Genomic DNA, 24,704 nt, shown 5'->3' with positions numbered 1-24,704 from the left:
GCTGTGGGGGTTGGTTTCAGGTGTTGGCAGTGGTTTGAGGGTGCGTGGCGGCAAGCAGCGTGCGACCGATGAAATCCTTGGGCCCGGTGACTCCCGGCAAGGTGAAGAAATACCCGCCGCCGACGGGCTTGAGGTATTCCTCCAGGGGCTCGCCATTGAGTCGGGTCTGCACGCTGATAAAGCCTTTCTCCAGGTCAGCCTGGTAGCAGATGAACAACAGCCCCATGTCCAGCTGACCGTTTTTATTGACGCCGTTGGAGTAGTTGAACGGCCGACGCAGGATCAGGTTGGCCTGCGTCTGCGGGGTACGCGGGTTGGCCAGGCGGATATGGGCATCGAGCTTGGTCAGCTTGCCTTCCGGGTCCTTGCTGTAGTCGGGCACCTGGGATTCTTTCTGGCCATCCATGGGCGCACCGGTGGTTTTGATGCGGCCAATGATGCTTTCTTGCTCTTGCAGGGGCGTGCGATCCCAGCGCTCGACGAAGTTGCGGATGATGCGCACCGCCTGGTAACTGCCATTGGCGGCCCAGGCCGGTTCGTCGCTGCCGGGTTGGACCCACACAATCTGGTCCATCGCCTTGTTGTCGTTGGAATTCGGGTTGGCCGAACCATCACGGAAACCCAGGAAGTTACGCGCGCTCTGCGCCGGCTCGCCGGGTTTGGCCGGCGCCTGCGGCGGCACGCTGCCTTCCTGTTTCCAGCGCACCAGCAACAGGTCGGGCAGGTTCTTCACGATGTCGCGCAGGGCGTGGATATTGGTGTCCGGTGTGTTAGAGCTGAATTGCAGGCTAAGGTCGCCGTGGCACTGCGCGGGCTCCAGCGCATCGTTGGGAAAACCGACCATGCGGCTCAGACGCTTCGGTTTGGCGGCGCCCAGGCCGAAGCGTTCATCAAACAGCGATTCGCCGACAGACACGGTGATGGTCAGGTTGTCCGGTGTGACCACCGGCCCAAGGATCCCGGAATCGGTGGGCGGCAGCTTCGGGTCGACCTGGGGCACGGTGCCGCCGGTCATCAGAAAGCTGATGCGTTCGTTCAAGGTGCGGAACAGGCGCTCCAGGTCTTCACGGTCGCTGGCCAATACGTCGAACGCCACCAGCATGCCGCAGGCCGGGCGCGGGGTGACGATGCCGGTTTGGTGCTTGCCGAAAAAATCGTGGTGGTCTTGGGTCTTGTCACTGCGCGGTGCGGTAGTGACTTGCTCGGCGGCGGCCGCCATGGCCGGGCAGGTCAGGGTGCTGCCGGCTATGGCCGCGCCGGTGGCGGCCATGCCCAAGAGGACACGGCGACGTTGGGCTGAAAACTGTTCTGAGTCACTCATAAAATTCGGTCGTCTTCACTGCAGGCCGGAAAGGCCAAGGGCGGGGTCGATTCCATCGAGTGCATCGGCCAGAGCCTTGGCCTTGTCGGCGATCTGCTTGCGCTGATCGGCGGTCACGCTGTCGTACGTGCTGTAACTGTCATTGACCTTGAACCCCGCGAGCTCGGCATCGAACGCAGCGAAGGCGTTGTCGATGTCGGGCAACAGGTCGGCAGCGGACTTGGTCAACAGTGGACGCATCAACTCGACCACTTTGTGCGCCACTTGCAGGTTGGCGGCGAAACCGTTCAGGTCTAGGTGGCTGTAGCGCTCTTCCTCACCGCTGATGGCGCGCACATCGGCCAGACTGTTGAGGTTGCGCACCACGATACTCACCAGTTGCTCCGGTGGCAGCGATTGAGCCAGCAGTTGCTGCTTAAGCGTGGTGACATCGGTCACCAAGCGCTGCGCCACCGGGGCCAGGCCGTCGAGACTGCGTTGCTGGAACAAGCTGTATTCGATGCGATGGAAGCCGCTAAAGGCCGGGTCCTGTTCGCGTTTCTCGAAGTAATCGGCGCGGGCGTTGATCGTGTTGTCCAGCTCTGCCAGGCGTTGGGACGCCGGCGCCAGTCGTTGGTAAGCCTCACGGGCCGGCGCATACAGGGCCTGGGCCTGCGCCAGGTCACCGGCGTCGATTGCTTGTTGCAAGGCGGTCGCAGCCTTGACCAGCGCGCTGCCCTGGCCGCTCAAGTACACGCGGAATTCCGACAGCGGGCCGATAAACGCCACCATCGACGGCTTGGCCTTGGCCTGGGCATCGGAGGCTGCCGTCGGCGTCACATGCAGGGTGCCACGGGGATTGCTCAATAGGCCGCAGGTGATCGCATAGTCGCCCGGCAGCAGGTTGGCGTTGATCACCTGGCTCAGGCCAGGGGCGATGTTTTCCCGCTCTTCGACCACCAGCACGCCGTCGAGGATTTCCCATTCCACCGCGCGGTCGGAGCGGTTGATGATACGAAAGCTCGCGCGCCCGGCCGGAACCGTCAACGCGTTGGGCTCGCAGGCGTGGCCATGAATCGTTACCGCGATCTCATTGCTGTTGGTCTGGCGCTTGGCGGCGGCCAATTGCGATGCGTAATAGAACAGGCCACCGGCGGCGATCATCACGACCACCGAGCCGGCCACCGCCCAGCGCAGGGCGCGGGGTGGCGAGGCGGGTTGAGGCGTTGGGTTGGACAAGAGACGGTCCTTACTGGCTGGAAACGGAAGAGGGCATGTTGGTGGGTTTGGCCGGTGCGGCAGGCAGGAAGAACATCACCAGCGCGACCACCAGGTAGATCAGGTAGGCACCCAGGGTGCTGACGGTCGGCGCTTCCTGGTAGCCGAACATGCCGGCGAGCACCGAACCCAGAGGGCTGTCCATCGGCAATGCGGCGCTGAAGTCGAACAGCACCGTTTGCAGGTGGTTCCACACGCCTGCTTCGTGCAGGGCCTGCACCGAATTAGCCAGAATGCCGGCGGCGACCACCAGGATGAACAGGCCGGTCCAGCGGAAAAACGCGCCGAGGTTGAGGCGCATGCTGCCGGTGTAGATCAGGAAACCCACGATGATCGCCAGGACCAGGCCGAGCAAGGCGCCAATCGGCGCGCCCGGGCCTTCGCTTTGCTGGAACACCGCCAGCAGGAAAAACACGGTTTCCAGGCCTTCCCGGGCCACGGCAAAGAACACCATGAGGATCAGGGCCGTGACCTGGTGTTTGGAACCGGTCAGAGCCTGATCAAGGGAGGCATGCAGGGAATGTTTGATGGAGCGCGCGACCTTGCGCATCCAGAACACCATGGAGCTGAGAATACCCACGGCGACCAAGCCGACGATGCCTTCGAACAGTTCCTGTTGTTTTTGCGGGAATTCGGCGCTGACCAGCTCCAGGCCACCGCCCACCAACAAAGCCAACGCGGCGGCGAGGAACACCCCGATCCAGACCGCGGGCATCCATTGGCCGCGGCCAGTCTGTTGCAGGTAACTGGCGATGATGCCAACGATCAATGCTGCTTCAATGCCTTCGCGCAGCATGATGAGAAAGGGGACAAGCATTCGGCACCAGAGCGTAACTAGATAGGAGCCTAAGTTGTAACATAATGATACTCATTGCCAAACAGGAAATATTGACGTTTGCTGAACAGTGGCTGAACGACCAGGAGAAGGCCGCTCAGTAGTCCTGTCCGACGGCCTGGTTATAGGCGTCCACCAGCAAGTCAAAGCGGCGCTGTGTTTCAAAGTAATCAGCGTTTAGCCGGTCTGGGTCGGGGGGGGCGCTGGAATGCTGGGCAAGTGCTTGGAGCGCGCCAAGGTAGTCGTAACCGGGTTGTTTAATCCGCTGCCACAACTGTTGGGCCTTGGCTTCGGAGGTCGGTAGGTTGGGGCGCAGGTACCGCTGGGCGTAATCCCAGGTCTGCTGTATGTCGCTCAATGCGTCCGCCAATTGCTTGGGGGATCGTGGGTCAAGGCTGTGCATCGTGTCGCGGGTCTGCAGGATCAGGCCGGCGATAAGCGCCATCTGGTGTTCGTCACGTACCTGCAACTGCTGCAGTTGTTGCAGGCGTATCCGGCGGTCGGCTACGTCCACGGCGGCGCGCAGTTCGGATGAGACCGTGAGGAATTTTTCCGCCACAGGGAAGAACTGCGCATCGCTGATCGCCCGCTGCGCAGGGGCGAGGCCAGGGACGGTTGCGCTGGGGTAGAAGTCGAACGTTTTCACCGATGAATAGACCTGCAGCAGGTGGTCCACATAGTCGTTGCGAAGCGCGGCGATCTGCGGCAAGTATTTTTGCAGTGCGCTTCTTTGCGAGGACGTCAGCAGGCACAGGTCCGGGCGTTTGGCGTCGTAGTCCAGCATGCTCAATTGCGGGCCTTGTGTGCGCTGATACAGCTCGGGGAAACGCTCGATGAACGCCAGATTCGGGTCGTTGGCGCGGGGGCTGCGGCTGCGGTAGTTGAAGTACGCCACTCGCCAATTGCTGTCGACTCGGTTGAGGCAGTCGATCACCGGACGCAGCGCCTGGGCTTGCTGGTGCTCAAGCGCTGCCGGGCGGTTGGCCCATGTTTTAAGCGGGGCGAGCATATCGGTGTTCGTCAGCAGGCCCACGGTGCTCAGCGCCAGGGGCACGAAGGTGCAGAGGGCAGCAAAGGTGATGCGGTTCATGGTGTACACCCCGGCGCGCCAGCTTTGAGTCCGCTGCAACGGCTCATCAAGAACGGCTGCAAGCCCTCATCACGGTGGATACGTTGATTGTTTTCGTACATCTGCGCGGCGCTCAGCAGCAGGGCGCCGAGGCCCAGGCCGATGGCCCATTGGCGCGTCGACGGTCGCGCCGGCCAGCGCCACCTCAGTGCTGCACGTAATCCCGGCCGACCAAGCACGCGCTGCGCCAGGCTCAGGCCCTGCAACGTCAACACATAGCCCGCCAACGCGTAGTTGCCGAGGATCATCCAGATCAACAGGCCAAGCACCCAGCACGGCAGAATCTCGCGGATCACCAACGGTGGCGGCCGGCGAAAGCTCAGCCAGGGTGACAGGTGCACGGCAAGCCGCTCATCGATTTCACCAAAACCGTCGGTGACCGGACGCCAGATCGCGAGGATGAGCAGCGCCGGTATGGCGATCAGGAAGGCCCAGGTAGGGGCCATGCCGAGGGATTCCATCAAGGTGTGGTCGGTCATTTGCTGGTCGTGGATCGCCCAGCCGACGGCCATGCCCAGCAACGCCACAAACATCGGCCAGGGGCGGCTGATGCGTTCCCAGTCGCGCCAGAAGTAGGGATCCTCACCGGGCATGTGCGCACACAGGGCCGGGTACTGGTTGAGCAGGGTTTCGCTGAGGGTGCGGCAGGCGTTCCAGTCGGATTCGCCGAAGCGCCGGGCAAAGCGTTGGCGTTGTTCCAGCGTCATGTCGCCGAACAGCAACCTGGCCGCGCGCGCCTTGGGGTCACGGCTGTCCAGGCTGGCCTGGTGGTAGACCTGTGCACTGAAACGCTCCAGTACATTGCGTTCCTTTAACGCCGACCACTCAGGCTCGGGGCAGTGGTTTTCCAGGTACTGATCGGACCAGGCCTGCTCGGTGCACAGGGTTTCGAACAGCGGCTCGGACCAGAAGGTGCTGGCCAGCAGCGTGCGCGCGAGTACGTCATTGAGCCGCGCATGGCGCGCCAGGGGCTTGAGCCATTCGGTGTTATGCAACTCGATCAAGGCCGCCGTGAAGGCCTCGACCTGTTGTTGATTGAGTAATTCGGTGAGCGTGTGCTCGACGTCGGTAAACATCTGCTCCAACAAGGCAGCCAGACGATAGTCGGGCAGTCGCAGGGGTGTTTCCCGTTGCCAGGGCGTGAGCCAGTGCAGATGAGTGACGGCCCAGGCCGCAATCGCGGGTTCCGTGCCATTCAGGCAGCGTTGCAGCAGCAGGGCCTCAAAAGCCTCGGCGCATCCAATGTGCTGGGCTTGCTCATAGAGACGCGCAAGATTGGCCGGTGTGGCGTCGTCCACCAAGGCTTGCGCCTGGTCCAAGCGCGTGTCGGGCTCGGTCGTAGCGGGCTGCACTGTGTCGACCGGGAGCGCTTGCGGCACTTCGACGGGCGCTTCATAACGGCTCCATTGCAGCGCGTGCTCATAGGCCTCGCGCAGGCGCTGGAAGCCGACAGGGTCTTCATCCGGGCGATGCTGTTTGAGCAACACCGCGTATTGGCGCTTGATACTGCGAGCATCGGCGTCGGACGGCAGCCCAAGTACTTCCCAGCAACTCATCGATTCCACTCCCTGTCGGTAAAAATCCCGGCGCAGAATACCCGAGACCAATACCTCGGTGCCTACTCTTTTGCCGCGCGACTGCCTAAGATGGCCGCACTTCACGCCACACAGGGCACGGCGGCGCCAATGTTGGAAAAAGACACCATCTCCATCCACCTCGTGCGCGAGGCCTTGTTGCAGAGCTGTGCAACCGGTGCGGCCACGATTGAAGTCTTGCGCAAAGTCGGGATTGACCCTGGGTTGCTCGAACTGCCGACCGCGCGCATTTCGGCTACCGCTTATGCGCGGCTGTGGCGTTTGCTGGCACGGCGCATGGACGATGAATTCTTCGGCATGGACCCGCGCAAGCTCAAGTCCGGCAGCCTGGCGTTTTTGTGCCATGCCTGCGTGGCGCAACCAACGCTTGCTACCAGCCTGGAAACCGGTTTGGGGTTCCTCTCGCTGATGCTGGAACGCATGCCCGCCCAGTTGGTGCGCCAACAGAGCCTTGCAGAGATTGTCCTGCACGAGCCCGAGCCTAAGCCGCAGCGCGCGTTCACCTATTTCACCTATTGGATGATCGTGCACGGCGTCGCCTGCTGGCTGGCGGGACGGCGCATTCCCATCCTGGCTATTGAGTTGCGCTGCCCACAGCCAGACTTTTACGACGACTACCAAGTGATGTTTTCCGACAACCTGCGCTTCGACCGACCACGCACCCGTATGATCTTTTCCGCCGACTGCCTCGACTTGCCCATCAAGCGCAGCCCTGAAGAACTCAAGCGCTTCCTCGCCCACGCGCCGGCCAACATCCTGGTCAAATACCGCGACCCCGACAGCCTCGCCACACGGATCAAACACGACCTGCGCCAAATGCCCCCCGACACCTGGCCGGAAACCGAAGGCCTTGCGGCCACCTTATGCATCTCCGCCTCAACCCTGCGCCGCCGTCTGGCGGAAGAAGGGCAAACCTACCAAGGCCTCAAGGACAGCGTGCGCAAAGAACTGGCGATAGTGTGGCTGGCGGAACCGCAGATCAGCTTCGCCGAGATTGCCGCGCGGTTAGGGTTTGCGGACACGAGCTCGTTTTATAAGGCGTTTCGGAAGTGGGCGGGGTCCAATCCTGGGCATTATCGGAGTTTGATTTTGAATGAAGTCACTCGGGTTTAAATTCGGGGGGCAAGGGACTAAGAAATAACTGGCTGTGTCTTGCGTTTGCGTCTGACAGCGTGATCCTTCGAGCTTTTAGGAAGTGCCCGGCTTACTTGGATTGATAATTCATGCGCGGTTGATTGCACTGCAATTCTACGAGTCGTGGCTCAGGCACGCTCATCTACCGACAGGTTGTTATTTTCAGAGTTTACAAAATAGGCCAGGGCATTGATCACTTGATTTGCACTTTTCATTCCACCAAGAATATAGGTGACATCTTCGGGTTTCGAGTAGCGGTCGGTACTGAAATATGCCAGTTGATCTTCATATTTCTCATTGAATAGCGCTATAGCATTGAACTTAACGTCCTGTTTTGTCTGGTGCCCATTTTCATCGAATGCGCCATCGCCGGAAATGAACATACTAAATGTGTTTCCATCTATCAGACCTGCCTCGTATAGCCTTCCTCCTACATCTTTCAGCTCGTACGTGCTAATAGATGTCATGTCATAATTTTTTAAGAATGCCTTTAAGTCATTGGTTTTTTCTTGATCCTTCAGCTTCAGTGTCTCCGCCGCCTTGGCCTCTTCATTCACAGTGAACGCATTTGTCACCATCGTCGGATTTCTGACTACGCGAGCATCAGTTTGCTTCGATAGCGTGGCTGCGGCATTCGTAACGAGCATTCCCATATCAATCTGCTGTTTGTATTAAGCATTCCATCCCTTATCGACCTAGGACCGGCCAACCTTAGTCAGCGCTGTAATTTCAGAATGGCCTGACAGATACTGCAAGGTAGCGTGAGGGCAACTTCCTAAAGCGTATCTCTGACTGCCTGCTGGCACCTGGCTGGAAACCGAAGGCCCCAAGGCCGTATGCGCAAAGAACGGGCGATTGTGTGGGTGGCGGAACCGCAGATCATATTTGTCGAGATTACTGCAAGGTTGCGATTGCGAGCTCATTTTATGAGGCGTTTCGTAAGTGGGCGGGGTCGAATCCTGGGCATTACCGGAATTTGATTTTGAATGAGGTTATTCGAATTTGTGCCCGGGGTATAAAGGACTAAGAAGTAGCTAGCTATATCCTTCGTCGACGTCTGACAGTGCGATCCTACGGCTTTTGGGGAAGTGTCCGGCTTACATGGATTTATAATTCATGCACAGTGGTGGCGCGGTTCTCACCGATGTATTCGCGGACTCCTACTCAGCTGTCGCGGCATATGCACTCAATGCAAAAAAACTGCGCCTGCTATGAGGAGAACGTATGGGTAGCTGAAAGAGTGAGGTCGTTTTAATGCATGTATTGCATGCGGAAATGTTGATCATTAATTTATGAAGTTGAGTTTAAGAGGGTGAATGTATGAAAAGGTATGTTGCGCTGTCGTTACATGTGTCCGCTTTATGTTTGAGTGTTTCTGAGAGTTATAGCGGTATCTTGGATGTCGTTGGGCGTTGAGCGAGAATCGGGAGCGGCATGGAGAGAGTTTTGTTGGCGCCGCTCCCTTTTGTCATCGCATACGCACGCTCACCTACGGAGGAACTATAGTTCGCAGAGGCGACAAAGTAGGCAAGAGCGTTCATTGCTTGGTTTGCATTTTTCCTTTCTCCAAGTTTCGTCATCAACACTGAATGCATTCGTAACGACCATACCCATATCAATCTGCTGTTTGTATTAAGCATTCCATTCCTTGTCGACCATGAATCGGTCAACGTTAGTTTGCGATGTGAATGGAGAATGTTCTGACCGATATCGCTGGGGAGTGTGGGGGGCACGTCCCAATGCACACGCCTGAAAAGTATCCGACCAAAAAAAAGCCCCATGACCAAACAGGCCACGGGGCTAAAAATTGGTTGGATGCGACCAACCAAAGGAGCTCTTTACATCACTTCGCCGTTGCTACAACGGTATCTGGCTTCCATCCACCTCCGAGTGCCTTGTAGATCGCCACGATCCCGCGATACAGGTCCACTTCGGCCTGGGCCTGGGAGTCTTCCGCGGCGAGGCGTTCGCGTTGGGCGTCGAGGAGGACGAGGAAGTCCACGGTGCCTTCGCGGTAGCGGATGGCGGCGAGGTCGGCGGCGGCGCGGCTGGATTCGCTTTGGCGGATCAGTGAGATCAGGCGTTGCTGACGCTTGCTGTAGTCACTGAAGGCGTTTTCGGATTCTTCCAGTGCCAGCAACACTTGCTGCTCATAGGTCGCCAGGGCGCCATCGGCTTCGGCGTCTGCGCCACGCAAACGGGCGCGCACGCTGCCCAGGTCGAACGCGGCCCAGGTGATGCTCGGGCCGAGGGCCCAGGCATTCGCGGCGGACGAACCGATCTGTGAACCGCGCCCGGCGGTAAAGCCGAGGAAGCCGCTGAGGCTGACCCGTGGGAACAGGTCGGCCTTGGCCACGCCGATACGTGCGGTGGCGGCGGCCAGTTTGCGTTCGGCGCTGAGAATGTCCGGGCGACGTTGCAGCAGTTGGCCTGGATCACCGATCGGCAACGCCTTGGCAATCGCCGGCAGGTCTTTCGGGCCCAGGTCCACGCTCAACTTGTCCGGACGCTGGCCGAGGAGTGTGGCGATGCGGTTACGTTCGCGCACTTGTTCGGCTTGCAGTTGCGGCACGCTGGCTTCAACGGCTGCGAGGCGTGCGTCGGCGCGTTCCACGTCGAGTTGGTCACCCACACCGGCGTCGCGCAGGCTGACGGTGATGGTGCGCGAGTCCTGCTGGTTCTTCAGATTGTCCAGGGCGATCTTTTCACGCAGTTGTGCGCCGCGCAGTTGACCGTAGGCGTCCACCAGTTCGGCAATCAGGGTGACTTGCAACTGGTATAGATCGGCTTCGGCGGCCTGCTGGTCGGCGTCGGTGGCTTCCAGGTTGCGCTGGATGCGGCCGAACAGGTCCAGTTCCCAGGCCATGTCCAGGCCCAGGTCGTAACGCTCGGTCTTGACCCGGCGGGTGGTCTGGCCCGGGATCTGGCCCTTGCCCTGGTCGCTGCTGACGCGGCTGGTAATCGTCGGCATGGCATCATTGCTGGCGTCATCGCGGATTGCACGAGCAGCGCGCAGGCGGGCAAACGCTACGCGCAAATCGCGGTTACCTTGCAGCGATTGAGTCACCAACTGGTTAAGCGTCGGGTCTTCGAACTGCTGCCACCAGATGCCTTCGAACTTGGCGTGGTCATACTGCTTGGCGTCCGCGGCGGCGGTGATGTTCGCCGCCTCCGGGGTCTGGGTCTTGTAGTCCGGGCCCACGGCACAGGCGCTCAGCGCCAGTACCAGCAAGCTCGGCAGGAATACTTTCACACTCATTGCTGTGTCTCCAGCTTCAAGGCCTTGGCCGCTTTGCGCGCTTCGCTGCGCTCCACATAACGACGGATCAGTACGTAGAACACTGGCGTCAGCAACAGACCGAAGAAGGTCACACCGATCATCCCGGAGAACACCGCCACGCCCATGGCATGACGCATCTCGGCACCGGCACCGCTGGACAACACCAGTGGCACCACACCCATGATGAAGGCGAACGAGGTCATCAGAATCGGCCGCAGACGCAGGCGGCAGGCTTCCAGCACCGCGGCCAGCGGGTCGAGGCCCTCGGCTTGTTTGTCCTTGGCGAACTCGACGATCAGAATCGCGTTCTTACACGCCAGGCCCACAAGTACAATCAAGCCAATCTGAGTGAAGATGTTGTTGTCGCCACCCGAGATGATCACCCCGGTAATGGCCGACAGCAGCGTCATCGGTACGATCAGGATCACCGCCAGTGGCAGGCTCCAGCTCTCGTATTGAGCAGCCAGTACCAGGAACGCCAGCAGTACGCAGAGCGGGAACACGAACAGCGCGGTGTTGCCCGAGAGGATTTGCTGATAAGTCAGGTCAGTCCACTCATAGGTCATGCCGTTGGGCAGTTCATCCTTCAACAGTTTTTCAATCGCCGCTTCTGCCTGGCCGGAGCTGTAGCCCGGAGCGGCGTTGCCGTTGATTTCAGCGGTGATAAAGCCGTTGTAGTGCATCACGCGGTCCGGGCCTGAGGTGTCGCTGACCTTGATGAAGGTTGCCAGCGGGATCATCTCGCCCTTGTTGTTACGCACTTTCAGTTGGCCAATCTGGTCCGAATCATTGCGGAACTGCTGCTCCGCCTGCACGTTGACCTGATAGGTACGGCCGAAGCGGTTGAAGTCGTTGGCATACAACGAGCCCAAGTAGATCTGCAGGGTGTCGAAGATGTCGCTGATCGCCACGCCGTGGGTCTTGGCCTTTTCGCGGTCGATGGCGGCATCGACCTGGGGCACGTTGACCGTGTAGCTGGTGAACAGGCCGAACAGTTCCGGCACGCCATGGCTCTTGGTGATGACGTTCTGCACTTCTTTGTACAGTTCGTCATAGCCCAGGTTGCCACGGTCTTCGATCTGCAGACGGAACCCGCCGATAGTGCCGAGGCCCTGTACCGGTGGTGGCGGGAAGATCGCCATGTAGGCTTCCTGGATGTCGCTGTACTTGCCGTTCAACGCGCCGGCAATCGCACCGGCGGACATGCTCGGGTCTTTGCGCTCATCGAATGGCTTCAAGGTCACGAACACGATGCCGCTGTTCGGGCTGTTGGTGAACCCGTTGATCGACAGGCCCGGGAAGGCGATAGCGCTTTCCACGCCGGGCTGTTTCAAGGCGATGTCAGACATGCGCTTGATCACGTTTTCAGTGCGGTCCAGGCTGGCGGCGTCGGGCAACTGGGCGAAAGCCACCAGGTATTGCTTGTCCTGGGCCGGTACGAAACCGGTCGGTGTGTGGGCAAAGCCCAGCCAGGTCAGGACCATCAGGCCTGCGTACAGGAACAGTGCGATGCCGCTGCCGCGAATCACCCGGCGAACGGTGCCGACATAGCCGTGGCTGGCTTTTTCGAAGAAGCGGTTGAATGGACGGAACAACCAGCCACCCAACAGCTTGTCGAGGAACCTGGAGAAGCCATCTTTCGGCGCGTTGTGGCCCTTGAGCAACACCGCTGCCAGTGCAGGGGACAGGGTCAGCGAGTTGAACGCGGAGATCACTGTCGAGATCGCAATGGTCAACGCGAACTGCTTGTAGAACTGCCCGGTCAAGCCGCTGATAAAGGCTGCTGGCACGAATACCGCGCACAGCACCAGCGCCGTCGCGATGATCGGACCGGTCACTTCGCTCATGGCTTTTTCAGTGGCGGGGAAGGGCTCAAGCCCCAACTCGATATTACGTTCGACGTTTTCCACCACCACGATGGCGTCGTCCACCACGATACCAATCGCCAACACCAATCCGAACAACGACAGTGCGTTAAGCGAGAACCCAAACAGGTGCATCACCGCAAACGTACCGATCAGCGAGACCGGCACCGCCACCAACGGGATGATCGAGGCGCGCCAGGTCTGCAGGAACAGGATCACCACCAGCACGACCAGGATCAGTGCTTCGAACAGCGTGTGAACCACCGCCTCGATGGAGCCGCGCACGAACACCGTCGGGTCATAGGCGATGCGGTAGTCCATGCCTTCGGGGAAGCTTTTTTTCAGCTCCGCCATCTTGGCGCGCACATCGTTGGAGATGTCGATGGCGTTAGAGCCAGGACGCTGGAAGATTGGGATCGCCACCGCTGGCTGATTATCGATCAACGAGCGCAGGGCATATTGGCTGGAGCCCAGCTCGACGCGTGCAATGTCCTTGAGGCGCGTGATTTCACCGTTATCGCCAGCGCGAATCACGATGTTCTCGAACTCTTCTTCGGTGACCAGGCGCCCCTGGGTGTTGACCGACAGCTGGAAGCTGGTGTCGTTAGGTGAAGGCTGCGCGCCCAAGGCACCGGCGGCGACTTGGCGGTTCTGCTCGCGAATCGCCGTCACCACATCGGTGGCGGTCAGGTTGCGCGAGGCGGTCTTGTTCGGGTCCAGCCATACACGCAACGAGTAGTCGCCCATGCCGAACAACTGCACATCGCCCACGCCGCCGAGCCGCGCGAGCTCATCCTTGATATTCAGGATCGCGTAATTGGACAGGTAGAGCATGTTGTAGCGCTGATCCGGCGAGGTGATGTGCACCACCATGGTCAGGTCGGGGGAGGCCTTGTCCACGGTGATACCGATGCGCGTCACTTCCTCAGGCAGTTTTGGCTGAGTCCGCGTCACGCGGTTTTGCACCTGCACCTGCGCGTTGTCCAGGTCGGTGCCCAGGGCGAAGGTGATGGTCAGGGTCAGCTTGCCGTCAGCAGTCGATTGCGAGGACATGTACAGCATGTTCTCGACGCCGGTGATGGCCTGCTCCAGCGGCGCGGCCACGGTTTCGCCGATGACCTTGGGGTTGGCGCCGGGGAAGTTGGCGCGCACCACCACGGTCGGCGGTACCACTTCCGGGTATTCGCTGATCGGCAGTTGGAACAGCGAAATCGCGCCGGCGATCAGGATCAGCAGCGACAGCACTGCTGCGAAGATCGGCCGCGAAATGAAGAACTTGGAAAAATTCATCTTGAGTCGTATCCCTTAACCGCGTGGAGTCGCGACGCTGGCAAGTTTGGGCGCGGCTTTATCCGGCGCCACTTGTTCCAGGTTGCTGGCTTCAAGCGCTTGTCGTTGTTGGGCCAAGGCGGCGAGGGTTTCTTTGCTGGCCATCGGAATGGTTTCCGGGGCGACCGGCGAGCCGGGGCGTGCACGCTGCAGGCCCTTGACGATGATGGTGTCGTCCTTGTTCAGGCCGCTGCGTACGATGCGCAAACCTTCGATCTTCGGCCCCAGTTCCACGGCGCGATAAGCCGGTTTGTCGCCGTCCATCACCAGTACGAATTTCTTGCCCAGATCGGTGCCCACGGCTTCATCGTTGATCAGCACGGCGGAGTAGGTGCCGCTGCCCACCAGCTTCAGGCGTGCGTACAGGCCAGGGGTGTATTCGCCCTTGCTGTTGTCGAACACGGCGCGCCCACGAATGGTGCCGGTGGCCGGGTTGACCTGGTTGTCGACGAAGTTCATCTGGCCCAGGTGCGGGTTGCCGGTTTCATTCGACAGGCCCAGGTAAACCGGGGTCGTAGCGCCACGGCGGCCTTGGCGAGCCAGCTCGGTGTACTTGAGGTAAACGCGCTCATCGGCGTCGAAATAGGCGTAGACCTTGTCGGTGGAAACCACGCTGGTCAGCGCAGTGACGTCAGCGGTCACCAGGTTGCCGGCGGTGATGTCGGCACGGCTGACGCGGCCGCTGATTGGCGAGGTTACGCGGGTAAAACTCAGGTTCAGCTTGGCCAGGTCCAACTGCGCCTGGATCCCGGCGACGGCAGCGCGGGCTTCCTGGGCGGCGGTGGTGCGCGAGTCGGCCAGTTCGGCGGAGATCGCATTGCTCTGGCGCAGGCGCTCGCCGCGTTGGGCTTCGTTGTCACTGCGGGTGGCGGCGGCGCGGGTCTGTTGCAACTGGGCTTCAAGGCGGCGCACTTCAGCCTGGAACGGACGCGGGTCGATCTGGAACAGCAGGTCGCCTTTCTTGACCAAAGCGCCTTCAGTGAAAGCGACTTGGTCAATCTGGCCAGAAACCCGTGGACGGATCTGCACAGTTTCCGGTGCTTCCAAACGGCCGGTGAATTCATCCCACTCGTTCACCGGTTGTTCCAGCACCTTGGCCACACTGACTTTGGCGGCTGGCATGGCGGCCGCTTGTTCCGGGGTCTTGCCGCACGCGCTCATCACCACCACGGCCAAAATCGCCAGGGGGAAGCGCAAATGTTTGAGTGACTGTTCCATGAGGTGCATCCGCCAATGTATTTGAGATGGGCGGATCATGCGCGGCGGGGTGGTATGTCACGAATCGAATGAAGCAAAGGTAACTATCATTGCGAATGATATAAGCGCGAGATTAGCCCTCTAGGATGGGGGTTTCGTTAGGGTGCTATCAATGGGCGTGATGACAAAGGACTGTTGCGTGGTTCGCAACAAGCACTGAGAGGGTGTGGCGGTTGGGGTGTCAGGCATTGCATTGAGGTGGGCGTATGGACGGGTGAAACCGTCCAGTCAAAACGACCGGACGGTGTTTGGCCGTGGGCCCTACGCTGTACCGAACCCGATCTGCACCGTCAGCGCTCCCTGGTTATCCCCCAAACCAATGCCATAGCGCCCCTCCAGATCATCGTTGATACACAGCTGCAATTCCCCCGTCTGCCCCGGCGGAATCTCGGCCAGATCCCCCACCAGAAACGGTGTCCCGCTGCTGCCCACACGCCCAACCAGCGCGCCTTCATTTGCGCCCGGCAGGGTGTAGCCCGCTTTGGCGATCAACCCCGGACTGCCATTGCCATCAACCATGCCGCCGACCGGGCTGGCCAGCCAATGGCCGCTGACATACCGCACCACACGCGGGCTTGGGCCGCTGATCTGCACGCCAGTGCCTTACCATGGCTGGTTGGCTTGCACCTGCACGGTGACGGCTTTGAGGTCGTTGCACAGGGTGTCGCCGGCCTGGATCGACAGCGCGGCAATGGTCAGGCTCGGGTTGGAGGTGCCGGTGGTGGGGAATACGCCGTCGCCCACCAGGAACAGGTTGTTGTGGTCCCAACTGCGCTGGTATTTGTCTACCACCGAGGTGGCCGGGTCTGCGCCCATGCGGTAGGTGCCCATCAAGTGCCCGGCGCCCTGGAAGGAGTACGACTCGCCCTGGTATTCAAACAACCCGGGCTTGATATCGGTGGTCAGTTCGGTGGCGCCCAGCAGCTCAGTGATGACGTGGCTGGCAAGAATCCGCGCCTGTTTGAAGCCTTCCTTGGTGTAGTCCGACAGGTTGTAATGGATTTCCGGTCGCGGGATGCCCAGACGGTCTTTGTACTGACTGGACGGCACGATGTAGCAGTTGGCCTTGTTCGGATCGTCCTCGACTTGTTCCACCAGAAACCCCACCCGAAACTGCCGGGTGAGCAGGTTGTTCAGCTGTTGCACCAGTGCCGTGCCGAACAGCACCTGGGACGCGTCCGTGGACTTTGGCAGTGGGTTGGTGCGGCTGACGTTGGTGCCATCGATCAGGTCGGCCACGGTGGTGTACGGGTCGCCGATAGGCCAGTTGAAACCCTCGTTGCCTATCTCGATCCGCCAGGCCGCGCGCTGGCTGCGAAAGGCGCCGTCGCGCAGGCTTTCGATGCCGGCGGTGGACACCGGGCCACGGTACGGGAACACCGTCTTGCCTTCGGGCATCAAGCCCCACGCCAGGTAGATCGGGTGGTCCGCCAGGCTACGACCGACCTGGCCACTGCTGTTGGCCACGCCCTGGGGCCAGGCGCTGCTAGTGGAGTTGAGCAGCAGTTTTGGCGTTTCGATGGCATGGGCGGCGATCACGTAGCGCTGCCCGATCGCGACGCCAGTGCCGGTGGCCGGCCCATCGCCCAACTGATACTGAATGAACTCAATGCCGCTGACAGTCTTGTCCGCTGCCACCGTGACCTTGCTCGCCACGGTCTTGTACAGCACCCGCACATTGCCGGTGTTGAGCGCATTGTTCAGGGTCACCGTGGCGTCGTACTTGGCCTGGATCGGGCAGATCGGCGTGCAGTTGGTATTGCCTGCGCACACCCGTCGCCCGGCATACGGCTGCGAGTTGCGCCCGGCTGGAGTGGGGCTCACCACCAGCGGCAGTCCTTGGAACGATTGGCCCTGCACCGCGCTGACGAAGCTGCCATCCACCAACGACAGTGGAATGCTGGTCATCGGGTATTCATAGTTGGTCGGGAACGTGATGCCCAGATAGGCCTGGTCGGTGACGTTGGCCGCCACGCCTATTTCTGCTTCGGCGCGGCAATAAGCGCTTTGCAGGTCGTTGTAGCTGATCGGCCAGTCCACGCCCACGCCGTACAGCGTCTTCATCTTAAAATCATTCGGCAGCATGCGCAGGCACGTGGCGACCCAATGCCAGGTAGTGCCGCCGCCGACGCGCTCATAGGTGCTGGTGAACGGCAACGGGCCTTTTTGCACCAGGTAACTGACCTCGGGATTTTTCCAGTTGTCATCGAGCAGGTCAGCGATGGTCGCACGCGGTGCGTTCTGTTCGGCTGGGTTGCGCGTCGGACTGAGGGTGCTCACCGGCGGATAGGGGGACTCGGGGGTCTTCAGCGTGGCGGTGTAGAAACGCTCCAGGTACTGGTTTCGGTTGGCCGGGACTTCCGGGCCGGACTCCAGCACCAGCACCTTCACCCCCGCCAGGCCCAATTGATAGGCAATGATGCTGCCCGCCAGGCCAGCACCGACGATCACTACGTCTGCTTGTTCGGTACTCATGACGATGCTCCAGGCTGTGGGCTGGCGGTAACCCCGGTGAAGTCTTCCAGGCTCGGTGGTGGGCTGTTCCAGTAACCGAAGAAGAACTCGCTGTAGCCCATCGGATGGGCCTGGGCGATGTTCCACGCCCAGCTCTGGGTGTAGGCCTCGGCACTGACCACGGTTTGCTCGTTCACCGGGAACGCGCCTTGGGTGTACGGCTGATACCACACGCCGAGCATCCACAGTTTCATGATCGCGCGCGCCGCTTGGGCGGTTTGCGTGGCGGCGGGTTGGCCGTTCTGCATCAGGATTGCGTTGCCGATTTGCTGCGGCGTCTGCTGCTCGCTCGCCAGCGCGGCGTATTGGGCGAGCAGGGCGCTGAGCACGTCTTGGCCCACGCGAGGGCCAACGAAATTCAGAAACAGGGTGGGCAGACCGATGGGGTCTACCGACGGCGCCAGCAGTTCCTGATTGATGCCGGTGAGCACCACGCTCAGGCCGGTAAAATTGTCCAAGTCGGTACTCATGGCTGACTCCTTGTCACACCGGTGGATTGAGCGCGTTCGAGCAGGTAAGTGAAGTCGGCGAAACTGGTGCGCGGTGATTGCGTCACGTGGGTGGCGGCATTGCCGTGACAGGCGATACAACTGGAGGACGCCTGGGGTACCGTGCCCTGGATATAGGTCTCCAGCGTTGCATTGGCGAGGAACGAAGGCGCTGGATTGCCCAACGGTTTGGTGGCCGAGATCTGGCACGGTGGCTGGCCGCTGAGGGTAGGCCACTGGGTGCTGATCAACTGGTAATTGGCCCAGACGCTGTTGGGGTTAACCGTACGCAGCAGGTTCTGGTAAGTGCTGTTGAGCGCCTTGGTTTCATCGGTCAAAGGGATCTCGCGCACGATCTGCGATGGCGTGGCCTTTACCGCCGGGTTCCAGGGCCGTGGCGGCGGTTGGTTGACCTCGGCATGGCTGCTGGCGTTGTAGAACAGGTACGGGCCTTTGCGCTCGGCAGACGGCGTGGTTTTTTCCGGGACATTGTCAACGTGCTCGAAGGTCGACCACACCCACTGCGGCGCACTGGTGGTCTTATGCACGATATGCAGCCCCACCAGCCCCACCGGCTCGGCAACGCAGGACTCGGCCACCACCGGCCCTTTGCTCGGGTCGCTGTTGCCTGGCGTATACACCAGGGCATCGACGGTGTGGAAACTGCTGGGGTTGTCGTTGCCGTCCAGCACCTTCCACGAGGCCTTGACCATCAACGAACCCACTTCACTGGTGGCCGGGTTGCCGCAACTGAATGCCACCGCATTGGTCGCACTGGCGGCAAAAAATGCCTGCTGACCCTGGATGCTGTACAGGCCATTGTTGACGATGCCGTCGAACATCGATTGGTTAACCACGATTTCATTGCGCGTGTACACGCCGCTCTGGTCCACCAACGGGCCGCTTTGAAACGGCTGAATAAACTCGTCCAGCACATCCGGGACCTTGCCCATTTGCTGCAACAAGCGCCCCGACCCCTTGCCTTCACAGGCCGCCGGTACACTGGCCGGCGCCTGCCAGGCCGCTGGTTTCTGCCCTTGGGGCAGGAAGATTTGGTAGCTCTCCTTGTAGCTTTCCCACACCGTGGCCGCGTCCTGCTGGCCGATCTGCACGCCGGTATTGGGCTTGCCATCGGCCAGGACCGGCCAGTTCAGCGCAATGAACGTCTGCCACGACATTTCATCGAAGTTGGCTTGCAGGCTGTCGAGAGAGAAGGGCGGGGTCGCCGTGACATCGAAGGGTATTTGCGTAGACAACGTGGGGGCCGCGACGACCAGGGGGCTCAGCAACGCGCCAAACAGCGCACAGCCGAACCCGGGCCGGGGGCGATGGGTTTCCATTCTCATCGGTATCTCCTAGGCATCAGACGCCAGGAGACAGTGGGTCCGTCATGGACTCTTCAATGCGCCTCCTGGCACGGGCTTGAGCGTAGATAAGGTTGGAAATGCCGGTGTACGGGACGCTAGATTTATTCGTAATAAAAACAATCGCTCAGAGGCGCTTCAGGCACGCTCTGCGCGGATATAGGTGCGAAACACATGGTCCCACAGCGGTGAAGACACGCCGAAGTTCTTCTCGATGCCTTTGCGATGATGCAGGTCGTGGTTGGCCACCAGCCCCGGAATAAACCGATAGCCCCAATGCGCCGGGCGGTGCATCACGTAGTGCACCGAGATGTAATAGAAGTAGCCCGTCACCGCGCCGACAAACGCCGAGGTCAAACCGGCGTACCAGGCCAATAGCAGCAATGCCGCAAAGGTGGAGCTGGTTTTCCAGCTCGACACACCGATATAGGCCAGCACATCCACATGGTGGGTCCAGTGCTCGTGGCGATACAGCGAGTGGAACAGAAAGCGGTGTGCCGAATACTCCACCAGCGTCCAGGCCATGAAGCCCGCGAGCAGTTGCAGCGGATCAAGTGGCGCCAGGCAGAGCGCCAGGCCGATAAACAGGGGAACGGTGAAGAAATCCAGGTAATACGCGACTGACGACATCAGCCATTTGTTTGAAGCCGCCATGTGCGGATCGTCCTTGAGGTGCATGAACCGAGGGGGAAGTTAAGCCGAGTCCTCCCCGGCGGCGGGCAGATTGCCCGTTGATTCACGCCGTTGCAACAACTCGATGTGCTGCGCGGGTACCAGGGTGCGCAAGGTCTTGTAGAGGACTCGGGTTTCCAGCAGGTTCCACACCCGCAGCATGGTTTCCAGCGCATCCAGTGGTTTGCTGATGAAGTCCCGGGCGCCCAGGGCCAGGGCGCGCAGGCGGGTGTCGCGGGTCGCGTCGGCGGTGAGTACCAGGATCGGCAGATATTCGCCCTGGGGGATACGCCGGTTGAGTTGTTCCAGCACCGCAAAGCCGTCGAACTCCGGCATGTGCAGGTCAAGAATCACCAAGTCCGGTTCGAAACTGTTGAACAGCTCCAGGGTGCGCAGCGGCTGGGTGCTGCTCAGCACGTTGGTGAGCCCTTCGCGCGCCAGCAGTTGCTCCACCAGGTCGAGGTTCGGGCGTTGGTCGTCGATGATTAGAATGCGCAGGTCGAGGTTCACGCGGGCTCCGGGAAAGACTGGTCGAGGTGGGCGAGAAACGCGGGCACGTTGATCGGTTTATTCAACACGGCGGTTGCGCCGGCGTCCTGCAGGGCCTGGCGAGTAAGGTCGCTGGCGTCGGCGGTGATCATCAGTACCGGTGTGTCGCGGGTGATCGGTGACTGGCGCAACCGTTGCAGCACCTTCAATCCGTCGAGGTCCGGCAGGCAGACATCCAGCAGAATCAACTGTGGCGCGTGCTGCGCGGCCAGGTCCAGGCCCAGTTGGCCTTGCATGCTCGACAGCAGTTTTATCCCCGGTCGGCGTTGCAGCAGGGTTTCGATCAGCGCCAGGCTGGAGAGATTGTCTTCGATGCATAAAACCTTGCCCAGGAACGTGCAGGCGGCGGTGACAGGGCGCGGCAACTGGGTGTCGATGACGGGCGTGGTACTGCGCTGGAATGCCGCTACCCGCGCGAACGGTAGCTCCAGCGTGAAGCGTGAGCCAATGCCGGCCTGGCTTTGCACGTTGAGGTGGCCGTCCATGTTTTCCAGCAGGCTTTTACTCAGGGCCAGGCCCAGGCCGCTGCCTTCCACATTGGGGTCGGCGCCCAGGCGTTCGAACGGTTTGAACAGTTGCCCCAGGTGATCCGCCGCGATGCCGTTGCCGGTATCACACACCGACACGGCGATACGCGGCCCATCAACGCTGACTTCGATGCTGACGTCGCCATCGCGCTGGTTGTATTTGATCGCATTGGACAGCAGGTTCAGCAGCACCTGGGTCAGGCGTTGCCGGTCGGCCACGATGCCCACATCCGCCGCCAAGGCGGGCAATGGCTGTAACCGAATGCCCGCCTCGGCGGCCATCGGCGACACCAGCGACAGCGCCTCTTGCAACGCCTCCGCCAAAGGGATCGGCGCGATATTCAACGCCAGGCTTCCCGCCTCGATCTTGGCGATGTCCAGCACTTCGTTGATCAAGGTCAGCAGGTGCTGGCCGGCGCGCAGGATATGCCCGACGTCGGCCTTTTGCGCCTTGGGCGCGTCCATGTCCAGCAGTTGTGCAAAGCCCAGGATCGAGTTGAGCGGGGTGCGCAGTTCGTGGCTCATGCGCGACAGAAACTCGCTTTTGGCACGGCTGGCACGTTCGGCTTCCTCACGGGCCTTGCGCAGAGCGATCTCGGCCGCGCGGCGGTCGGTGATGTCGCGGGTGATCTTCGAAAAACCGCGCAAGGCGCCGGTGCCGTCGTACTGCGCGGTGATCACCACGCTGGCCCAGAACCGCGTGCCGTCCTGGCGGCAACGCCAGCCTTCTTCGGTGTAATCGCCGTTGCGGGTGGCTTCGCGCAGCGCCATGTCCGGGTGCTGAGGGCATTCCTCGGGCAAGTAGAACACCGAGAAATGCTGGCCGATGATTTCCTGTTCGGTGTAGCCCTTGATCCGCTCGGCGCCGTTGTTCCAACTGGTGACATAGCCCGCGGTGTCGAGGGCGAAGATCCCGTAGTCCTTGACCCCATCGATGATCAGCCGCAAGCGTTCTTCGTTGTCACGCAATGCGCGCTCGCGCTCGGCCAGCAGCAACCCGGCTTCTACCAGGCTGGTGCCCAATTGGCCGATTTCATCGTGCTCCGGCGGTTGCGGCAGCAGCGGCGAACCGAGGGCCAGGCGCTGGGCGTTGCGCTGCACATTCTGGACCCGCGCCACAATGCCTTTGGACAGGAACAGCACGGCGACAATGGCGCCAAACAAGCCGCAAATCGCCGCCAGCCAGGTGGACAGCAACAAACGCTGACGGGTTTCGGCCGCCGCCGCGCTGCGCTCGGCCAGCAACGACGCCTCAAGGGTGAGCATGGTGCTGATGTGTTGGCGCAACGCATCGAGGATGTGTTTGTTGCTGATCAGGATGGCACTGATCGATTGCGGCGTGGCGTCGCGGTCCTTGAGCATCTCTTCAAGCCCGTCGACCTTGCCATCGATCAGCGGCTTGATGGCGCTGAGTTGCTCGCGTACCCGTTGATCACGCACGTTGTGGTCAAGCCGGCGTAGGGCGGACTCGATCTGCGGCCTGGCGTTGAGGTAGCTGGGCAGGAAGTCTTCGCGGTGAGTGAGCAGGTAGCCGCGCACACTGGCGGCGGCCTCGGCGAGCAGGGTGTGCACGGCCTGGATATCGCCTTGCACGCGCAGCACCCGGCGCACGTCCTCTTCGGCGCGGGCGGTCTGGCGTTCGGTGGTGTAGATCAGCACCAGCGACAGCAACAGCACCACCAGCGGCAGCGAGATCACCACCAGCGCCTTGCCCCGCAGTGGCAGGTCGGCCCAACGCCGCTTCATGGTGACGTCACCAGGCCCAAGGCGATGCCGCGTACGGCGGCTTGGGTGCGATCGGCTGCGCCAAGCTTGCCGATCACGCGTTCCACATGGGCCTTGGCGGTGCCAGTGGTGATCCCGAGCTGTTCGCCGATGGCGCGGTTGCTCATGCCGTTGGCCACCAGGCCAAGGACCTGGCGCTCGCGCGGGGTGAGGTTTTCGGTGGGGGCCGCGCCGCCGGCCTGGCGTTCGGTCATGCGGCGCAATAGCCGCGTGCTGACCGCTGTGTTGAGCGCTTCGCCGCCGGCCCCGACTTTTTGCAGGGCCTGGATCACCTCGGCACGGCTGGCGTCCTTGAGCAAGTAGCCGACCGCACCGGCATTCATCGCCGCCTCCAGGTATTCGGGGCTGTCGTCCATGGTGAACATCACCACTTTCACCGCCGGCAGGCGCTCTTGCAGCAACCGAGCGGCGCCCAAGCCGTTGAGCCCAGGCATGCGGATGTCGAGGATGACGATATCCGGCAGCAGTTGCTCACACAGCTCCACTGCTTGCAGGCCATCGCTGGCTTGACCGACCACCTCGAACTGCGCAAGGCCTGCCAGCAGAGAGACAAAACCGGTGCGCGTGACTTCATGATCGTCTGCCAGCACGAGACGCAGGACGTCGGTCATTGAGGAGTTCCAGGCAAGTGGGCTGGCACGCGGGCGTGCAGTTGGGTACCGCAGTCGACTGCGCTGACGCAGGTGAAGCTGCCGCCCAGCAGGCTGGCACGCTCCTGCATGGTCGCGAGGCCAAGATGCTGGGCGTCATCGCGTGAGGGGGCCGAAGTGAAGCCTTTGCCGTTGTCGTCCATGCGCAGGGAAGCCTGGCCGTCGTGCAAGGCCAGGGTCAGGTTCACCCGGCTGGCATGCGCATGCTTGAGGATATTGTTGATGGCTTCCTGGCCGATCCGGAACAGGGCGATTTCCACCTGGCTGGGCAATCGCGTTTCACAGTGGGCGAGCCACACCACGTTGATGCCAGCGTCGCGCAGGCGGTCGGCTTCTTTGTCGATGGCTTTGAACAGGCCGAAATCATCCAGCACGGTGGGGCGCAGACCTGCGATGAGTTGACGGCCTTCACCGACGGAGTGCTGGGCCAGGGTGAGAATCGCCTGCAAGTCGGCGGCGAGTGCGTCCGGCAGTACGGGGCAGCGGCCGGCAAACCCTTGCAGCCGTTGGTGCAAACCCGCGAGGGTCTGTGCCAGGCCGTCGTGCAGGTCGTAGGCCACGCGCTTGCGTTCGTCTTCCTGGGCGCGAAACAGCCGGTTGACCAGGTCGGACAGCGTCTTGTCGCGGTTTTTGAGGGTGGTCAGCAGGCGATCGTTTTCCAGGTGAGTGGCCAGCAGGGTGGCGAGTAGTTGCAGGGATTCGCTGTCTTCGTGCTCCGGTGCCCGCAGGCTGACACTATTGCCCAGCACCAGCAGGCCAAACGCTTTGCCGTCACTGCCTCGCAACGGCACTTGCAGCACGCTGTGAGGTTGCTCCTTCCAGCGAGGTGCGCGCAGATCGCGGTCAGCGAGGGCGGCCAGGCTGGTCAAGCGTGCCGGGCTGCCATGGCTCGCCGTGGTGTGAACAGCTCCGTCGGCGGCCCATTCCTGCAGCAGGCCATGGTCCATCGCAAGAAACGCGCAAGCCCGCGCGAGCACGCGTTCGCGCATGGCGTCGGGGGCCAGTTGGCTCAGCTCCTGCCCGGTATCCACTAACAGCCGCAGCCGCGCCGTGCGGCTTTCCGATTGCCGGAAATGCGCGCGCATGGCCAAGGCGCTGCCGGGGTCATGGGGCGGGTTATGCATGGGTGATGCTCCAGTGCTGCGGGCGTGCG

General features: G+C 61.2%; 17 protein-coding genes and 2 pseudogenes. 2 read left to right on the top strand and 17 right to left on the bottom strand.

The features are described 5' to 3' along the window. Window positions 1–16: 16 nt before the first annotated feature. From efeB to CKW32_RS10900, 5 genes are all read right to left on the bottom strand, one after another. Complete coding sequence (gene efeB, locus CKW32_RS10920; protein WP_095184887.1) at window positions 17–1,321, bottom strand: iron uptake transporter deferrochelatase/peroxidase subunit; 1,305 nt, start codon at window positions 1,319–1,321, stop codon at window positions 17–19. A 15-nt stretch (window positions 1,322–1,336) separates the two neighbouring features. After that, window positions 1,337–2,539 (bottom strand): iron uptake system protein EfeO, encoded by a 1,203-nt coding sequence (gene efeO, locus CKW32_RS10915; protein WP_095184886.1) that lies wholly within the window; start codon window positions 2,537–2,539, stop codon window positions 1,337–1,339. A 10-nt stretch (window positions 2,540–2,549) separates the two neighbouring features. Beyond that, window positions 2,550–3,395: an iron uptake transporter permease EfeU gene (gene efeU / locus CKW32_RS10910; RefSeq protein WP_095184885.1), complete on the bottom strand. Its 846-nt coding sequence runs from the start codon at window positions 3,393–3,395 to the stop codon at window positions 2,550–2,552. 115 nt (window positions 3,396–3,510) lie between these two features. Then, window positions 3,511–4,503 (bottom strand): hypothetical protein, encoded by a 993-nt coding sequence (locus CKW32_RS10905; RefSeq protein WP_095184884.1) that lies wholly within the window; start codon window positions 4,501–4,503, stop codon window positions 3,511–3,513. Beyond that, entirely contained in the window at window positions 4,500–6,098 is a 1,599-nt protein-coding gene (locus tag CKW32_RS10900; RefSeq protein ID WP_095184883.1) for a J domain-containing protein, read from the bottom strand. Before CKW32_RS10900 ends, CKW32_RS10905 begins: the two co-directional genes overlap by 4 nt. A gap of 129 nt (window positions 6,099–6,227) precedes the next feature. On the opposite strand from CKW32_RS10900, the gene CKW32_RS10895 reads away from it, so the two are divergent. Next, window positions 6,228–7,250, top strand: a complete 1,023-nt coding sequence (locus tag CKW32_RS10895) for an AraC family transcriptional regulator (protein ID WP_095184882.1) — start codon at window positions 6,228–6,230, stop codon at window positions 7,248–7,250. Between the two features lie 149 nt (window positions 7,251–7,399). Here the strand turns inward: CKW32_RS10895 and CKW32_RS10890 are convergent, their stop codons facing one another. Further along, window positions 7,400–7,924, bottom strand: a complete 525-nt coding sequence (locus CKW32_RS10890) for a hypothetical protein (RefSeq protein WP_095184881.1) — start codon at window positions 7,922–7,924, stop codon at window positions 7,400–7,402. Window positions 7,925–8,107: 183 nt separating this feature from the next. On the opposite strand from CKW32_RS10890, the pseudogene CKW32_RS28525 reads away from it, so the two are divergent. Beyond that, window positions 8,108–8,298: pseudogene (locus tag CKW32_RS28525) on the top strand (hypothetical protein); the annotation flags it as partial. An 816-nt stretch (window positions 8,299–9,114) separates the two neighbouring features. Here CKW32_RS28525 and CKW32_RS10880 read toward each other — a convergent pair. From CKW32_RS10880 to CKW32_RS10830, 11 genes and pseudogenes are all read right to left on the bottom strand, one after another. Next, window positions 9,115–10,530: an efflux transporter outer membrane subunit gene (locus CKW32_RS10880; RefSeq protein WP_095184880.1), complete on the bottom strand. Its 1,416-nt coding sequence runs from the start codon at window positions 10,528–10,530 to the stop codon at window positions 9,115–9,117. Then, a complete protein-coding gene (locus tag CKW32_RS10875) occupies window positions 10,527–13,706 on the bottom strand; it encodes an efflux RND transporter permease subunit (protein WP_032891294.1) in 3,180 nt (1,059 codons plus the stop codon). The genes CKW32_RS10880 and CKW32_RS10875 overlap by 4 nt, the downstream gene beginning before the upstream one ends. 15 nt (window positions 13,707–13,721) lie before the next feature. Beyond that, window positions 13,722–14,963, bottom strand: a complete 1,242-nt coding sequence (mexE, locus tag CKW32_RS10870; protein WP_032891296.1) for a multidrug efflux RND transporter periplasmic adaptor subunit MexE — start codon at window positions 14,961–14,963, stop codon at window positions 13,722–13,724. Between the two features lie 300 nt (window positions 14,964–15,263). Next, window positions 15,264–17,477 (bottom strand): annotated as a pseudogene (locus CKW32_RS10865) (GMC family oxidoreductase). After that, window positions 17,474–17,986 (bottom strand): sorbitol dehydrogenase, encoded by a 513-nt coding sequence (locus tag CKW32_RS10860; RefSeq protein WP_032891299.1) that lies wholly within the window; start codon window positions 17,984–17,986, stop codon window positions 17,474–17,476. Before CKW32_RS10860 ends, CKW32_RS10865 begins: the two are co-directional and overlap by 4 nt. Next, the gene (locus tag CKW32_RS10855) at window positions 17,983–19,350 is read right to left on the bottom strand and encodes a cytochrome C (protein WP_095184879.1); all 1,368 of its coding nucleotides are present in this window, start codon (window positions 19,348–19,350) and stop codon (window positions 17,983–17,985) included. The genes CKW32_RS10860 and CKW32_RS10855 overlap by 4 nt, the downstream gene beginning before the upstream one ends. A gap of 156 nt (window positions 19,351–19,506) precedes the next feature. Further along, the gene (locus CKW32_RS10850; RefSeq protein WP_095184878.1) at window positions 19,507–20,022 is read right to left on the bottom strand and encodes a sterol desaturase family protein; all 516 of its coding nucleotides are present in this window, start codon (window positions 20,020–20,022) and stop codon (window positions 19,507–19,509) included. 39 nt (window positions 20,023–20,061) lie between these two features. Further along, window positions 20,062–20,550, bottom strand: coding sequence for a response regulator (locus CKW32_RS10845; RefSeq protein WP_095184877.1), 489 nt, complete (start codon window positions 20,548–20,550; stop codon window positions 20,062–20,064). Further along, complete coding sequence (locus CKW32_RS10840; RefSeq protein ID WP_095184876.1) at window positions 20,547–22,862, bottom strand: ATP-binding protein; 2,316 nt, start codon at window positions 22,860–22,862, stop codon at window positions 20,547–20,549. Before CKW32_RS10840 ends, CKW32_RS10845 begins: the two co-directional genes overlap by 4 nt. Then, the gene (locus tag CKW32_RS10835) at window positions 22,859–23,512 is read right to left on the bottom strand and encodes a response regulator transcription factor (RefSeq protein ID WP_095184875.1); all 654 of its coding nucleotides are present in this window, start codon (window positions 23,510–23,512) and stop codon (window positions 22,859–22,861) included. The genes CKW32_RS10840 and CKW32_RS10835 overlap by 4 nt, the downstream gene beginning before the upstream one ends. Next, the gene (locus tag CKW32_RS10830) at window positions 23,509–24,675 is read right to left on the bottom strand and encodes a sensor histidine kinase (RefSeq protein WP_095184874.1); all 1,167 of its coding nucleotides are present in this window, start codon (window positions 24,673–24,675) and stop codon (window positions 23,509–23,511) included. Before CKW32_RS10830 ends, CKW32_RS10835 begins: the two co-directional genes overlap by 4 nt. Window positions 24,676–24,704 lie beyond the last annotated feature (29 nt).

This window comes from Pseudomonas sp. Irchel 3H9 (genome assembly GCF_900187495.1).
Taxonomy (GTDB): domain Bacteria; phylum Pseudomonadota; class Gammaproteobacteria; order Pseudomonadales; family Pseudomonadaceae; genus Aquipseudomonas; species Aquipseudomonas sivasensis.
Note: the sequence above shows the minus strand (reverse complement) of the source record. Positions and strands in the feature narration are given on the sequence as shown.